12 protein-coding genes and 1 pseudogene are annotated in these 14,744 nt (G+C 74.4%); 11 read left to right on the top strand and 2 right to left on the bottom strand.

Annotated elements, in window-relative coordinates:
• Nucleotides 1-467 precede the first annotated feature (467 nt).
• Nucleotides 468-2,354 (bottom strand): hypothetical protein, encoded by a 1,887-nt coding sequence (locus PSU4_RS14345; protein WP_147107904.1) that lies wholly within the window; start codon nucleotides 2,352-2,354, stop codon nucleotides 468-470.
• A gap of 383 nt (nucleotides 2,355-2,737) precedes the next feature.
• On the opposite strand from PSU4_RS14345, the pseudogene PSU4_RS33025 reads away from it, so the two are divergent.
• Nucleotides 2,738-3,343: pseudogene (locus tag PSU4_RS33025) on the top strand (serine hydrolase domain-containing protein); the annotation flags it as partial.
• Between the two features lie 16 nt (nucleotides 3,344-3,359).
• The gene (locus PSU4_RS32765; protein ID WP_281290680.1) at nucleotides 3,360-3,881 is read left to right on the top strand and encodes a serine hydrolase domain-containing protein; all 522 of its coding nucleotides are present in this window, start codon (nucleotides 3,360-3,362) and stop codon (nucleotides 3,879-3,881) included.
• Here the strand turns inward: PSU4_RS32765 and PSU4_RS14330 are convergent.
• Nucleotides 3,864-4,487, bottom strand: coding sequence for an L-threonylcarbamoyladenylate synthase (locus PSU4_RS14330; RefSeq protein ID WP_147107895.1), 624 nt, complete (start codon nucleotides 4,485-4,487; stop codon nucleotides 3,864-3,866). The genes PSU4_RS32765 and PSU4_RS14330 overlap by 18 nt on opposite strands.
• A 118-nt stretch (nucleotides 4,488-4,605) precedes the next feature.
• Here PSU4_RS14330 and PSU4_RS14325 point away from each other — a divergent pair, with 118 nt between their 5' ends.
• The 9 genes from PSU4_RS14325 to PSU4_RS14285 all read left to right on the top strand — a co-directional run bounded on the left by PSU4_RS14325 (nucleotide 4,606) and on the right by PSU4_RS14285 (nucleotide 14,730).
• Nucleotides 4,606-6,882: an FUSC family protein gene (locus tag PSU4_RS14325; RefSeq protein WP_147107892.1), complete on the top strand. Its 2,277-nt coding sequence runs from the start codon at nucleotides 4,606-4,608 to the stop codon at nucleotides 6,880-6,882.
• A gap of 168 nt (nucleotides 6,883-7,050) precedes the next feature.
• Entirely contained in the window at nucleotides 7,051-8,007 is a 957-nt protein-coding gene (locus tag PSU4_RS14320; protein WP_147107889.1) for a helix-turn-helix transcriptional regulator, read from the top strand.
• A 35-nt stretch (nucleotides 8,008-8,042) separates the two neighbouring features.
• Nucleotides 8,043-8,636 carry a winged helix-turn-helix domain-containing protein gene (locus PSU4_RS14315; RefSeq protein ID WP_147107886.1) on the top strand — a complete coding sequence of 198 codons (594 nt, stop codon included), beginning with the start codon at nucleotides 8,043-8,045 and terminating at the stop codon, nucleotides 8,634-8,636.
• A complete protein-coding gene (locus PSU4_RS14310) occupies nucleotides 8,608-9,498 on the top strand; it encodes an SRPBCC family protein (RefSeq protein ID WP_147107883.1) in 891 nt (296 codons plus the stop codon). Before PSU4_RS14315 ends, PSU4_RS14310 begins: the two co-directional genes overlap by 29 nt.
• A 39-nt stretch (nucleotides 9,499-9,537) precedes the next feature.
• On the top strand, nucleotides 9,538-9,927 hold the full coding sequence (locus PSU4_RS14305; RefSeq protein WP_147107881.1) for a YchJ family protein: 390 nt from the start codon (nucleotides 9,538-9,540) through the stop codon (nucleotides 9,925-9,927).
• Between the two features lie 71 nt (nucleotides 9,928-9,998).
• Entirely contained in the window at nucleotides 9,999-10,694 is a 696-nt protein-coding gene (locus PSU4_RS14300) for a FadR/GntR family transcriptional regulator (RefSeq protein ID WP_147107878.1), read from the top strand.
• Nucleotides 10,695-10,699: 5 nt separating this feature from the next.
• Nucleotides 10,700-11,920: a CynX/NimT family MFS transporter gene (locus PSU4_RS14295; RefSeq protein WP_246115117.1), complete on the top strand. Its 1,221-nt coding sequence runs from the start codon at nucleotides 10,700-10,702 to the stop codon at nucleotides 11,918-11,920.
• Nucleotides 11,921-12,082: 162 nt separating this feature from the next.
• Nucleotides 12,083-14,326 carry a maltose alpha-D-glucosyltransferase gene (gene treS, locus PSU4_RS14290; protein WP_147107875.1) on the top strand — a complete coding sequence of 748 codons (2,244 nt, stop codon included), beginning with the start codon at nucleotides 12,083-12,085 and terminating at the stop codon, nucleotides 14,324-14,326.
• Nucleotides 14,326-14,730: a nitroreductase family deazaflavin-dependent oxidoreductase gene (locus PSU4_RS14285; protein WP_147107873.1), complete on the top strand. Its 405-nt coding sequence runs from the start codon at nucleotides 14,326-14,328 to the stop codon at nucleotides 14,728-14,730. The genes treS and PSU4_RS14285 overlap by 1 nt, the downstream gene beginning before the upstream one ends.
• The last annotated feature ends 14 nt before the right edge of the window (nucleotides 14,731-14,744 follow it).

Below are 14,744 nucleotides of genomic sequence, written 5' to 3'. Positions count from 1 at the left end.
CGAGGCGGGCGAGGCGCGGCGCGGCCCGGCGCCCGCCGGGCGTGTGATGTGGGCGCCACACCCGCCCTGATGTCACGCTCGACGAGCCCCGCCACCCCCCGCGCGCACGTTTCACACTCGAGGCGCACCCTGCCGGGTCACCACTCGCCCTGCAGGCCGCGCACCCGCCCCGGAAAGCCCGCTGCGACCCGCACGCCGCGCGGCAACCTCAGAGCCCGCGCCATCCACCCCCGCGCGCACCTTTCACACTCGACGCGCACCCTGCCGGGTCACCACTCGCCCTGCACGCAACCCACCGACCCCGCAACCCGCGCGGCGAGCCCGCCGCAGGCCACCCCCCACCCGCCGCGTTCGACATGAGGCTGCCCCGGCCATGATCGAAGCAGTCTCGTGCCGAACTCGGTGGAGTCGTGGGCCGATCGGGAACGCGGCGGGGCCGGCGACCACCCGCGGAGGCCGGTCGGGGGTCAGTCCTCGGGATCCTCTTCGCCGCCCGCGCGGTGCCGGCCCTCCTGCAGGCCGCGCTGGTAGCTGCTCAGCCGGCTGCGGACACGGTCGGGCACCCGCTCGACCCGGGCCCCCACGCCGACGCCGCCCTCGACGGTCTCGTTGCGCGGTGGCGGGACCATCTGCCGGCCGGGGCGGCGCTGCGGGAGACCGCTGGCGGTCGTGGGCAGGTCCTCGGGTTCGGTGGCGAGCCGCGCGGCGGCGCCCCAGCCCCCGTCGTCGCCCCAGTCGGCGTCGGTCGAGCGGTGCGCGCCGGGGTCGGCGTCGGTGCGGAACCAGGCCGAGGCCATCTCCTCGTAGATGGGGCTCCAGGCGTCGGCGGCGAGTGATCGCGGGTCGAGGGGCCCGAACAGGGCGGCGTCTCCCTCGGTCGGGCTCGTGACCGCTGCGCTGGCCGCGGCGAACAGGGGCGTCTCCTCGATCCGGATCGGGGGCGCCTCCGGCTCGCCGGGCGCGGCGGCGGTGCCGTTGCGCGCGCCGATGCCCCCGTAGGCGGTGATCGACCGCGTCTCGGAGTCGGGGAACCGTTGTCCCACATCGACCATGGTGGTCGGGGACTCGGGGAACGCACCGCTGGGCGCCTTGCCGAAGACGATCTCGCCGGCGGGCTCGTCGGCGCCGGGGTCGGACGGTGCGACGGGCGCGAAGGACCCGGATGCGGGCCCCGGCGCGACGGCCCCGAAGGCGCCGGTCCCGAAGGCGTCGGCCCCGAAGGCGTCGGCACCGAGTGCGTCGGCACCGCCGGCGTGGGGCTGCTCGGCGGGCGCGACCAGCACGGCGGGCGGACACAGCACACCGGCCACGAGCGCGAGCCCGGGCGCGGGCGGGTGTTCAGGATCGGCCCGGACGTCGACGCGGATCCCGGCGCGGCGGGCGAGCCGGGCGGCGACGAAGAGCCCGACCCGGTCGGCCGCGATCATGCCTTCGGGGGCGGGGTCGTCGAGGCGGTACTGCAGGTCGTCGGCCTCGTCGCCGCGCAGCGCGGCGCCGGCGACGAGCACCTCGACGGCGAGGCCGCCGTCGTGGGTCCAGTGGCTGACGAGGTCGATCCGGGCGCCGGGCGCGGTGGTGGCGCCGGTGTGGGCGAGCAGCTCGGCCAGGACGGCGCCGAGCCCGTCGGCGGGCGCGGGGGCGACGAGGGCGGCGGCGGGCGGGGAGACGACGACGCGCGGCGCGTCCTCCACCCCGGACAGCACCTCCTCGACGAGCGCGGCGAGCGGCACGGGCCCGCCGGCGCGGCGGACGGGTTCGGCTCCGGCGAGGGTGAGGACGGTGTCGCTGTCGCGGCGGGTGCGCCGGGCGACGGCGGCGAGCTCCGCGAGGTCGGCCAGGGGGCCGGGGCGGTTCTCGTTGGCCCGCAGGCGTTCTGCGAGGGCGGCCTGGCGCGCGGCCTGCGCGCGGAGCCGGCGGATGACGCCGAGCAGCACCCCGTCGACCGCGGCGCCCGGGGGCACGACGGGCATCGGCGCGGACGCGGAGTCGGCCGCGGCCCATCCGCCGGTCGACTCGGCGCTCCAGCTGTCGGAGCCACCCCAGCCGCCCGAGGACGGGCCCTCCGGCGGGTACGGGTACCCGGCCGGGGGGGTGGGCCGCGACGGGTTCCCGGCGAACGGGTCGGCGAAGGACCCGGCGTCCCCGTACGTCCTGACCTGCGGGAACGGCTCCGACCCGGTGGGGCCCTGGGGCTCCCACCCACCGGAGTGCTCGTGTGTGCCTGCGGGGTCGTCGTGGTCGGCCGGCCGGCTCGGCCACGCGGCGGTCCCGCGGCCCTGGCCGGACCGGGCCGCCACGTCCCCCCAGAGATCGGTCGAGCCGCCCCGCGGCTCACCCTGCCCTGAGTCTCGCACCTCGCGATCCCTCCGAACGGCTTGCGATCGCCGCCCCGCCCCGGCCCACGTGGGAACCGGGACGCTGGTGCCGACGGGGGAGCTGCGATCCGGCGTCGTGAAGGGTGAAGGCTACCCCGCCGCGCAACGCGTGACGGGGCAACAGCGCGAAATCACGGATCCGCGCGGCGACACGCCGACGGAGTGCTTGCCAACGGCACGCCGACGAGATCCGCGAGCGGCGGTCCGCGCCGCGACGACCGGTCGGCGACGAGAACGACCTGCTCGACGGTCCACCCGGTGGCGACGACGGTCCCGGCCGGATCGGTGATCCGCCGCGGCGGACCGATGAGTCGTGGCGCCCGGCGACGTCGTATGGGGTGTCGACCGCACGAGGAGGACCAATGAGCACGTCGGCCACTGCACTGGACGCCCTGCACACCCGCATGGCCGGGTACGTGGCGGGCGGCGTCGCGCCCGGTCTGGTCACCGCGATCGGCCGGGACGGGCGCGTCGAGGTGGACGCGATCGGGCGCACCGCGTTCGGGGGCGAGCCGGGCAGCCGCCCGATGGGCGCGGACACGCTGTTCCGGATCACGTCGATGACCAAGCCGGTGGTGGCGGTGGCCGCGCTGATGCTCGTCGAGGAGGGCACGCTGCACCTCGACGAGGCCGTCGACGACCTGCTCCCCGAGCTCGCCGACCGGCGCGTCCTCACCGACCCGGCCGCCGCGCTCGACGACACGGTTCCCGCCGCGCGGCCGATCACCGTCGAGGACCTGCTCAGCTACCGGGCCGGGTTCGGCTTCGATCTCGACGTCGGCTTCCCCACGAGCCCGTACTTCGCGGCGGCCACCGAACTGGGGCTGGCGGTCGGCCCGCCGGTGCCCGGCTCGCCGCACTCCCCCGACGAGTGGCTGCGCCGCCTCGGCACGTTGCCGCTACTCACGCAGCCGGGCGAGCGCTGGCTCTACGACACCCCGGCCGACGTGCTCGGGGTGCTGGTCGCGCGGGCGGCGGGCGCCGCTGCCCGACGTCCTGGCGCACCAGGTCTTCCGTCCGCTCGGGATGCGGGACACCGCGTTCCACGTCGCCGGACCCGATGCCGGACGGCTCGCGGCCTGCTACGGCGACGACCCGGCCGGCGGGCCGGCGCGCGTCGACGACGGCGGCCAGTGGGCCCGGCCGCCGGCGTTCCCGGCGGGCAGCTGCGGGCTGCTGTCGACGGCGGGCGACTACGCCAGGTTCGCGACGGCCCTCGCCGGGGGCGACCTGCTGGCGCCGACGACCGTCGCGCGCATGGCCGCCGACCGGCTGACGGGCCCGCAGCACGGGTCGATGCTGCTCGGGGACCGCGGCTGGGGGCTCGGCGTCGCCGTCGATCCGGCGGGCCGCTACGGCTGGGACGGCGGGTTCGGTACGAGCTGGTTCACCGACCCGGCCACGGGCGGCGTCGCCGTCCTGATGACCCAGCGCCAGTTCTGCGCGCCGCTGATGCAGCTGATGGGTGACTTCCGCGACGGCGCAGGGTCACTGTTCGAACAGTGAGGTGTCGCCGGCCCCGCGGCGGACGATCTCCGGTTCGGGCCCGGAGAAGTCGATGACGGTCGTCGGCTCGGTGCCGCAGTCCCCCGAGTCGACGACGGCGTCGACCTGGTGGTCGAGGCGCTCCTTGATCTCCCAGCCCTGGGTCAGCGGCTCGGGTTCGTCGGGCAGCAGCAGCGACGAGCTGAGCAGCGGCTCGCCCAGCTCGTCGAGCAGCGCGCGGACGACGGTGTGCTCGGGGATGCGCACGCCGACCGTCTTCTTCTTGGCGTGCAGCAGCCGCCGCGGCACCTCGCGGGTGGCGGGCAGGATGAACGTGTAGCGGCCCGGGGTGGCGGCCTTCAGCGTCCGGAACAGGCTGTTGGACACGGTGACGAAGTGTCCGAGCTGGGCGAAGTCGCGGCACACCAGCGTGAAGTGGTGCTTGTCGTCGAGGTGGCGGATCTCGCGGATGCGGGCGATCCCCTCGGCGTTGCCGAGCCTGCAGCCGAGCGCGAACAGCGAGTCGGTGGGGTAGACGATCAGCCCGTCGTCCCGGACGAGGTCGACGATCTGGCCGATCGCACGTCGCTGCGGGTCGACGGGGTGGACGTCGAAGTACCGTGCCATGGCGCCGCAGCCTATGCCCGTCCGATCACGACGGCGCACGGTGTCTCGACGACGGGCGGGCCCGCTCCGTGCGAGACTCGCGCGGTGCCGACCGCGCGAGCCGTGGCGGCGGGCAGGCGTGACGCGTGCGAGACTCGCGGCCGTGCCGTCGGGGGCGTGGGTGCGGGAGTTCCGCACGGAGGTGCGGACCACGCTGACCGGTGTCGACCCGGGCCTCGGCAGGCTGCGGCTGGCCGCGACCGCGACGGCGGCGATGGTGCTCGCCGCGCTGGTCATGGCGGCGGTCCGCGCCCTCACCGGCCAGCCGGTCACGGTGCTGCTGTTCGCGGCGGTCGTCGCGATGATCGCCAACCTGTCGGTGAACGAGCCCGAGCTGCCGGCACGTCGGCTGACGACGGCGCTGATGCTGCTGCCCGCCGCGGCGGCGATCACCGCGGGGACGCTGCTGGCCCCGATGCGGGTGCTCGCCGACATCGTGTTCGTGCTGGTCATGGCGGGTGCGGTGTGGGTGCGCCGGTTCGGGCCGCGCGGGTTCGCGCTCGGTATGGCGGCCTTCATGCCGTACTTCTTCACGCAGTTCCTGCAGGCGAAGGCCGCGGAGCTGCCGTGGTTGCTGCTGGCCGCGGTAGTCGGGATCGGGTCGACGTTGCTGCTGCGCGGGTGGTTGCTGGCCGAGAAGCCCGAGCGGGTGCTGGAACGGCTGGTGCGGGCGTTCCGGGCCCGGGTGCACGCTGTCGTGGAGGCGGTCGGTGACGTGCTGGCCGAGGGGCGGGGGCCGTCGGAGTCGGCCCTGGCCGCGGTGCGCCGGGCCCGGGTGCGGCTCAACGACACCGCGCTGCAGGTCGTCGACCAGCTCGAACACCTCGGCCGCGACTCCCCCTCCCCCGGCGATCTGCCGTTGCGCGTCGTCGACACCGAGCTGGCGACGGAGCGGCTGGCGATCGCGACGCGGCGGCTGCTGCAGGAGGACCCGCCGCCCGACCGGCTCGTGCTGCGCACCCTGACCGCGGGTGTGCGGGGGTTGAGCCGGGCGACGGCCACCCCGACCCCGGCCGACCGGGTCCCCGCGTTGCTCGACGGGGCCCGGCGCAGCGTCGACAACCTGGCCGCCGACACCGGCGGCGCCTCGGAGCGGGCGCAGCGCGTCGCGTTCGCGATCACCCGTCTCGCCGAGGCGCTCGGCCGGGCCAGGGACTCCCGCGAGGCCGCGGACGCGCAGCCCACCGACGACCCGCCCGCCGACGACACCGACGACGGCAAGGACGACACCGACGACGGCGGGCTCGAGCTGACGACGCGTCAGGCCGTGCAGGTGCTCGTCGCCACCAGCCTGGCGCTCGTCGGCGGCGAGCTGATCTCGCCGTCGCGCTGGTACTGGGCGGTCATCGCGGCGTTCATCGTGTTCGCCGGGACGGCGAGCCGCGGCGACGTCCTGAACCGGGGGGCGCAGCGCGTCGTCGGCACGGTCGGCGGCGTGGTCGCCGGGATGGGCCTCGCGGCGCTCGTCGGCGACCAGCGGCCCGTCGCGATCGTGCTGCTGTTCGCGTGCGTGTTCCTCGCCCTCTACCTGGTGCGGATCTCGCAGGCACTGATGGCGTTCTGGATCACGACGGTCCTCGCCCTGCTGTACGGGCTGATCGGCCAGTTCTCGGCCGGGACGCTGCTGGTGCGGGTCGAGGAGACGGTGGTCGGGGCCGCGATGGGCATGCTCGCGGGCTACCTGGTGCTGCCCAAACGGACCCGGGACGCGTTCGGGGAGGCCCTGGACGCGGCCGTCGACGCCTCCGACGCCGCGCTCGCCGCCGCCGTCGACCGGCTCACCGGGCACGAGCCGTCGACGACCCCGGTGGAGCTGGCCCGTGACCTCGACGAGTCGCTCGCGACCCTGCGGGCGCGGGTGAAGCCGCTGGGGAACCCGTTGCCGCGCAGGCGGGGACGCTCCAGCTACGAGCGGGCGCTGCGGGTGCTGACGGCCGTCGACCACTACGCGCGCGACCTCGCGCGGACCTCGGACTGCGTCGTCGACCCGGACTGGGAACCGACGCTGCGCCCGGCGGCCGACCGGGTCCGCGCCAACCTCGACGGCCTTCGCGACCATCTCCTGGCGGGTATCCCGCACGGCGGCGCGGCGGGTGCGCCGCCCGCCGTGAGCAGCGAGACCGGGAGCATCCCGCGCGTCGACACCGTGGAGCCGCCCGCGGAGATCGCGTCGGCCGAGGACCTGGTCGACGCCGCGGAGGCACACGCCGCCCGCTGCCCCGACCATCGCCGCCGCACCGATCTGCTGGCCGCGGTGCGCTACCTGCGGCGGATCGACCAGGCGGTCGTCGGGCTGGCCGTCGACCTGGGCGCGGCCGCGGACCCCGCCGAGCTGCCGGCCCCGACGCCCCACTGACGCGCGCGCAACCTCATTGCTGTCCGCCCGCCCGGAGCCAGCAGTCAGGTTGCGCGCGACAGATCGGCCGCAACCGCACTGCTCGTCCGGCGCGCGCCGACGACAGTCAGGTTGCGCCCGGAGACTTCAGGCCAGGATCCGGCCACAAGCTCTGGCAGGCTCGCGTCCATGGACCCGACGGCCCGCATCCTGCGTCTGCTCTCCCTGCTGCAGACCTACCGGCACTGGTCGGGCGACGAGCTCTCCGGCCGCCTCGAGGTCAGCCCGCGGACGCTGCGTCGCGACGTGGAACGCCTGCGGGAACTGGGCTATCCCGTCGAGACGAGCCGGGGCACCTACGGCGGCTACCAGCTCGCGGCGGGCACCCAGATCCCGCCGCTGCTGCTCGACGACGAGGAGGCCGTCGCCATCGCGGTCGGGTTGCGGACCGCGGCGAACGGGGCGGTGGCGGGCATCGAGGAGACGTCGGTGCGGGCGCTGGCCAAGCTGCAGCAGGTGCTGCCGAACCGGTTGCGGCGCAGGGTGGAGGCGCTCACCGTGGCCACGGAGACGGTCTCCGGGTACGCCGAGACCGTCGACCCCGACACCCTGCTGACGATCGCGCAGGCCTGCCGCGGCTCGGAGCAGCTGCGGTTCCACTACACCGCGAACGACGGGTCGGAGACGTCGCGGCTGGTGGAGCCGCACCGGCTGGTGTCGCGGTACCGGCGCTGGTACTTCGTGGCGTGGGACATCGACCGGGGCGACTGGCGGACGTTCCGCGCCGACCGCGTGACCCGCCCGTTCGCCAACGGGGTGCGGGTGCCGCCGCGGGAGCTGCCCGCCGAGGACGCGGCGAGCTTCGTCAACGCGGCGCTGCGGTCGCGGCCGCAGCCGTTCACGGCGCTGCTGCGGGTGCGCGGGTCGGTCGACGAGCTGCGGGAACGCATCCCCCGTTGGATGGGTGAGCTGACCCCGGACACCGACGGCACGTGCCTGCTCGCGGCGGGCGCCGACAACCTGGAGTGGCTCGCGCTGAGCCTGGTCCGGCTCGGTGCCGAGGCCGAGCTGGTGGAGGGCTCCGACGAGCTCGTCGCGGAGCTGACCCGCCTGCGAACCGGTGCGGAGCAGCTCGTCCGTCATTGACAAAAGAAGTTTTTACGTACAGGATCGCTTTCGCTATGAGAGACGTCCTGTACGTGGAACGCGTGGAGCAGGCCGAGGCGCTGCTCAAGCCGCAGCGGATCGAGGTGCTGCGGCAGCTGCCCGTGCCGCGGTCGTGCACCGAGGTCGCGGCCGTGCTGTCGCAGACGCCGCAGCGGGTCTACTACCACGTGAAACGCCTGGTCGACGCCGAGCTCGTCGAGCAGGTGGCCGAACGCCGCGTCCGCGGCATCACCGAGGGGATCTACCGGGCGTCCGCGCGGGCGTACTGGGTGTCCCCGCGGGTCGTGGGCCGGCTGGGTCCCGACGCCGCGTCCGAGCTCGGGCTGGGTCATCTGGTCGACCTGGCCGAGCAGGTGCAGCGCGACGTCGCCGCGCTCGACCGGAGCGCGGCGGAGCTGCCGTCGGTCGGGGTGAGCGGTGAGATCCGCGTCCCGCCCGGACGTCGGCAGGCGTTCCTCGCCGATCTCGAGTCCACGTTGCAGGACCTGTTCACCCGCTACGGCGGCCGCGAGGGGGACACCTTCCGGCTGGCCGTGGCCTGCTACCCGCACGCCGACCCCGCAGAAGAGGGAGACGACCATGCCCGGACCGACGATCCCGCCCGCTGACGACGTCGCCGTCACCCGCGCCCGCATCGCGGCGCCGCCCGCCCGCGTCCACCGCGCGCTCACCGAGCCCGCCGAGCTCACCGCGTGGCTCGCCGAGCACGCCGACGTCGCCCTGCCCGGCACGTGGGCCTTCTGGGGCCGCGACGTCCCCGAGGGCGACGCCCCGCACCAGACCCCGCTGCACGTCGCCACCGACAACCTGCGTTTCACATGGCGGCTCGAGGACACCGACACGACCGCCGAGTTCGCCCTCGAACCACAGGACGACGACCGGTCGACGCTGGTCACGCTCTCGCAGACGCACTTCCCCGGCTGGCCGGCGGCGATGGCGGGCACGGGGGCGCTCGCGCTGCTGCCGACGTGGTGGGCGCTGGCGATCGCGAACCTCGACGACCACATCGCGGGGCGCCCGCTCGTCGCCCGGCCCGATCTGACGTCGACGCGGATGGAGGTCGGTCTCGATATCGCCGCGGACCCCGGCGCGGTCTTCACCTCGCTCGTCGACCCCGACGTCTTCCTGCGGTGGTTCGGGGCGCCGATGGGGATCGAGCCGCGGGTCGGCGGCCGCTGGGCGATGGGTGGTCTGGAGACCAACCCGAACCCGGGCACGATCACCGAGTTCGAGCCCGGCCGTGCGCTGGGGATCGACCTGGGCGGCATGGTCGTCCGCTGGGAGCTGGCGGGGTCGGCGGGTCACACCCGGCTGACGCTGGTCCAGAGCGGGTTCGACGAGGGCCGGCCGCCCTACGGCGCCTGGCTGGGGTGGCTCTCCGGCCTGCCCGAGCTGCGCCGTTCCCACGAGGTCCCGGACTGGGAGCCCATCTGGGTCGGCGACGACACCCCGTCGCTGCCCGGCACCTGACACTGTCCCCGCCCCGCGAGGGCCTGCCACGATGATCGGGTGAGTGGATCGTCGACGCCGTGTCCGTGCGGCCTCCCGGAGCCCTACGCCGACTGTTGCGGGCGCTTCCACTCCGGTGCCGCGTCGCCGTCGACCGCGGAGCTGCTGATGCGCTCGCGCTACTCCGCCTTCGCGGTGGGCGACGCCGGCTACCTGCGCCGCACGTGGCATCCGCGGACCCGGCCGCGACGGTTGACGCTCGATCCCGACCAGGTGTGGACGCGGCTGGAGATCCACTCGCGCAGCGGGGGCGTCCTGTTCAACTCCCACGGGATCGTCGAGTTCAGCGCCCACTACACCCGCGCCGGCCGGGTGGGGGTGCTGCACGAGCACAGCCGGTTCGTCCGCGAGGACGGGGTGTGGCTGTACTTCGACGGGACCGAGGACTAACCCGGTCGAGAGGCGGGAGCTGGGTCACGAACGGCCCGGATCGCCAAACATGGGATGTTAGGTTCATCGGCATGACGGTGGACGCGGGGCTGACCACGGTCCGGACCGACCGGGCCTGCGACGCGGTGATCGCCCAGCTCGAGCAACGCATCCTCGACGGGACGTGGCCGCTGAACACCCGCATCCCCACCGAGCCGGAGCTCACCGCCGCCCTCGGCGTCGGCCGCAACACCGTGCGCGAGGCCGTCCGCGCCCTCGAGCACGCCGGTCTCCTCGAACCCCGCCGCGGCGACGGCACCTACGTCCGCGCCACCAGCGCGCTCGGCGCCGCCGTCTACCGGCGCGCCCGCCAGACCGACCTCCTCCACGTCCTCGACGTCCGCGCCAGCCTCGAACGGGCCGCCGCCGAGGCCGCCGCCCGCAACCGCACCCCCGCCGACGCCGAACGGGTCGCCCAGGCCGCCCGCGACCGTCGCGCCGCGTGCGAGCTCGGCGATCCCGATGCGTTCGTCGCCGCCGACCTCGCGTTCCACCGCGCCGTGATCGCCGCGACCGGCAACCCCGTCCTCGCCGACCTCTACGACGGGCTGACCGAGGCCGTCGAACGGTCCGTCGCCGAGATCGACCGGCTCCACGGCGACCGCGCCGACTTCCCCGGTCACGACGAGCTCGCCGACGCGATCGTCGCCGGCGACCCGCAGGCCGCCCTGGCCGCCGCCGACGCCTACCTCGACGTCGCCCGCACGATCATCGAGCGCCGACCGTGACCGCCGTGGACCCCGGCGCTGGCGTCACCGCGGCCGGGGGCCGGCGACCCGCACCCCGCGCCATGTTCTGGACCGCCGCGGCGATCGTCGTCGTGGCGCTCAACCTGCGCGCCTCCGTCGTCGGCGTCGGTCCGCTGCTCACCGAGATCCGCGTCGACGAGTCGCTGTCGGCGACCGCAGGCGGCATCCTCACGGCGCTGCCCGTGTTGTGTTTCGGTCTGCTCGCGCCCGTCGCACCGCGGATGGCCAGGCGGGTCGGTATCGAACGCGCGCTGCTCGCCGTCCTGGTCCTGCTCACCGCGGGCTGCCTGGTCCGGATGGTGCCGACGGTGTCGGGCCTCTACCTGGGCACCGTGATGATCGGAACGGCCGTCGCCTCGGGAAACGTCCTGCTGCCGGCGCTGATCAAGCGCGACTACGCGCACCGCACCGGCCTGATGACGGCCGTGTACTCGTCGGCGATCTCGTTCTCCGGGGCCCTGGGCGCCGCCGTCACGGTGCCGCTCGCCGACGCGGCCGGCCTGGGGTGGCGCCTCGCCCTCGGCGCCTGGGCGGCGTGGGCCGTCCTCGGTGTCCTCTGCTGGCTGCCGCAGCTGCGCCGGGTCGCCCGGCCCGCGGTCCCCGGAACCAAGGTCCGCGGCGTCGCACGGCAGGCGCTCGCCTGGCAGGTCACCGCCTACATGGGTCTGCAGTCGCTGGGCTTCTACTCGGCGTCGGCCTGGTTCGCGTCGATCTTCATCGACCGTGGCTGGTCACCGACCGCCGCGGGGGCGCTGGTGTCGGTCGTCAGCGTCACGGGCCTGCTCGGCGGCATCGGGGCGCCGCTGCTCGGGGCGCGCTCCCGCGACCAGCGCCGGTTGTCGCTGGCCATCACGCTGCTCGGGGCCGTTGGCATCGGGCTGGTGCTGGTCCCCGGGCTGGAGATCGTCGCGTGCGTCCTCGCGGGCGTCAGCTTCGGCGCGGCGCTCGGCCTGGCGCTGATCTACATGGGGCTGCGCAGTCCCGACGCCGCGCACGCCGCGCAGCTGTCGGGCATGGCGCAGTGCGTCGGGTACGCGGTCGCCGCGGTGGGTCCGTTCGCCGTCGGCGCCCTGCACGACCTCACGGACGGCTGGACCGTGCCCATGATCGTGGTGCTCGTCCTCTACATCCCGCAGGGCGTCGCCGGCTGGCTCGCCGGGCGTGACCGCCAGCTGGTCCGCAGCGGCGTCGAACCCGTCGCCTGACGGTCGTCGCAGCGCCCCGCGGCGCGCGTCACACGACCGCTCGTCGACGGCGAAACGCGGGCCCGCCCACCCCGCGGATCCCAGGCGGCACCGGTACCTTTCACCCGGCGACGGGCCCGGTGCGGCGGCCCGCCGGGCGCGGCGATCTTCGGAGTCCCCCTGATGTCAGACGAGCAGTCCCACGAGCACGAGCGCAGCGAGATCACCTACGCCGAGCACTACCATCCGGCCCGCCCGCGCAGCCTGCGCCACCGGGCCCGCGTCAAGTCCCCGGTCCCCCGCCGCTCCGTCACCCAGGACGGCGAGCCCACCGGCACCAACCCCGCCTACGTGTCGTGGCTGCTGTCGCAGTCGATGCTGGCCGACGCCAACGAGATCTCCCGCCAGTTCTCCGGCTCGGGGACGATGTGGCAGAACCCGTTCGCCAACCCCGGCCCGCGGCAGGCCGTCGAGACGGCGTCGGTGTGGTTCACCGCCTACCCGCTGTCGCTGATCACGCGGCCCGACGAGTCGTTCCTCGCCGCGCTGGCCGACGAGGACCTGTGGAAAGCGTTCTCCGACATCGGGATCGAGGGCGTCCACACCGGGCCGGTGAAGCGCGCGGGCGGTCTCCGCGGCTGGCACACCACCCCGAGCGTCGACGGCCACTTCGACCGGATGGCCACGGAGATCGACCCCGCCTTCGGCACCGAGGCCGAGTTCCGGGCCATGTGCGGCATGGCCACCTGGCACGGCGGCACGATCATCGACGACATCGTCCCCGGCCACACGGGCAAGGGCGCGGACTTCCGGCTCGCCGAGATGAAGTACGGCGACTACCCGGGCATCTACCACATGGTGGAGATCGAGCCCGAGGACTGGAACCTGCTGCCCGACGTGGCACCGGGCCGCGACTCGGCGAACCTCGACGTCGCCACCGAGGAGCAGCTGGAGAAGGCCGGCTACATCATCGGCCGGCTGCAGCGCGTCATCTTCTTCGCCGAGGGCGTCAAGGAGACCAACTGGAGCGTCACCGCACCCGTCGTCGGCGTCGACGGCATCGAGCGGCGCTGGGTCTACCTGCACTACTTCAAGGACGGACAGCCGTCGATCAACTGGCTCGACCCCTCGTTCGCCGGCATGCGGCTCGTCATCGGCGACGCGCTGCACTCGCTGGCCGACCTCGGTTCCGGTGCGCTGCGCCTGGACGCCAACGGGTTCCTCGGCGTCGAGAAGTCGACCGAGGGCTCTCCCGCCTGGTCGGAGGGGCATCCGCTGTCGCAGGCGGCGAACCACCTGATCGGCAGCATGGTGCGCAAGCTGGGCGGCTTCACGTTCCAGGAGCTCAACCTCACGATCGACGACATCAAGCAGACCTCGGAGGCCGGGGCCGACCTGTCCTACGACTTCGTCAACCGGCCCGCCTACCACCACGCGCTGGCCACCGGCGACAGCGAGTTCCTGCGGCTGACGCTGCGCACGTCGCTGGCGCTGGGCGTCGACCCGGCCGGGCTCGTGCACGCCATGCAGAACCACGACGAGCTCACCTACGAGCTGCTGCACTGGTCGACCGGGCACCGCGACGACCTGTACCCGTTCCGTGGGACACCCACCCGGGGCGAGGACATCGCCGAGGCCGTCCGCGCCGACCTCGTCGCCGCCCTCACCGGGCCCGAGCACCCCTACAACCTGATCTTCACGACCAACGGCATCGCCTGCACGACGACGTCGGCGATCGCGGCGATCCTCGGGGTGCCGGCGCTCGACGACCTCTCCCACGACGTCGACGACGCGGTCCGGGCCCGGATCATGCGCGCGCACCTGCTCCTCGCGATGTTCAACGCGCTGCAGCCCGGCGTGTTCGCGCTCTCGGGCTGGGACCTGTGCGGGATCCTCACGCTGCCGCCGTCGCAGGTGTCGACGCTGCTCGACCACGGCGACACCCGCTGGATCAACCGCGGCGCGCACGACCTCATGGGCGCCGACCCGGCCGCCACGCGCAGCACCGCGGGCATGCCGCGCGGCCGCTCGCTCTACGGCACGCTGCCCGACCAGCTGGCCGACGAGACCAGCTTCGCGCGCCAGCTGCAGGCCATCCTCGCCGTCCGCAGCCGCCACGGCATCGCGACGAGCGAGCAGATCGACGTCCCCGACGTCTCACACCGCGGGACGCTGGTGATGGTGCACCGGCTCGCCCCGGAGCACGGCCTGCACGTCAGCGTGCTCAACTTCGCCAACGAGCACGTGTCGGCCACCGTGCGGTCCACGCAGCTCGTCCCCGGCTCGGTCGTCACCGACATGTTCACCGACCGCGAGGTCGGCGTCGTCGACGACCTGCTGGGCTTCACGATCGACCTCGAGCCGCACCAGGGGCACTCGCTGCTGGTCACGGTCCCCGTGGTCGTCGACACCGAGGACGACGCCTGATGGACGTCGCCGCGATCAACAGACGTGTCGTCGAGCAGTTCCGGGCCGGGGGCGAGATCGAGGGGATGCACCGCGAGGCGCTGCTCCTGCTGACGACGACGGGCCGCCGCTCGGGCCGCAGCCACACCTCGCCGATGATGTTCCACCGCGACGGCGACCGGCTGCTGGTCATCGCGTCGAACATGGGCGCGGCGCAGCACCCCGACTGGTACGCCAACCTCGCGGCCGACCCGGACGTCACCGTCGAGATCGGCGACGAGACCTACGACGCCAGCGCAACGACCCTGACCGGCGACGACCGCACCCGGACGTGGGCTCTGCTGAAACAGACGTACCCGTTCTTCGCCGACCACGAGGCGCAGACGTCGCGGGAGATTCCGGTCGTGGAGCTGTCCCGGCGCTGACCACCCCTGTGAGC

Source organism: Pseudonocardia sulfidoxydans NBRC 16205 (genome assembly GCF_007989085.1).
Lineage (GTDB): Bacteria > Actinomycetota > Actinomycetes > Mycobacteriales > Pseudonocardiaceae > Pseudonocardia > Pseudonocardia sulfidoxydans.
Note: the sequence above shows the minus strand (reverse complement) of the source record. Positions and strands in the feature narration are given on the sequence as shown.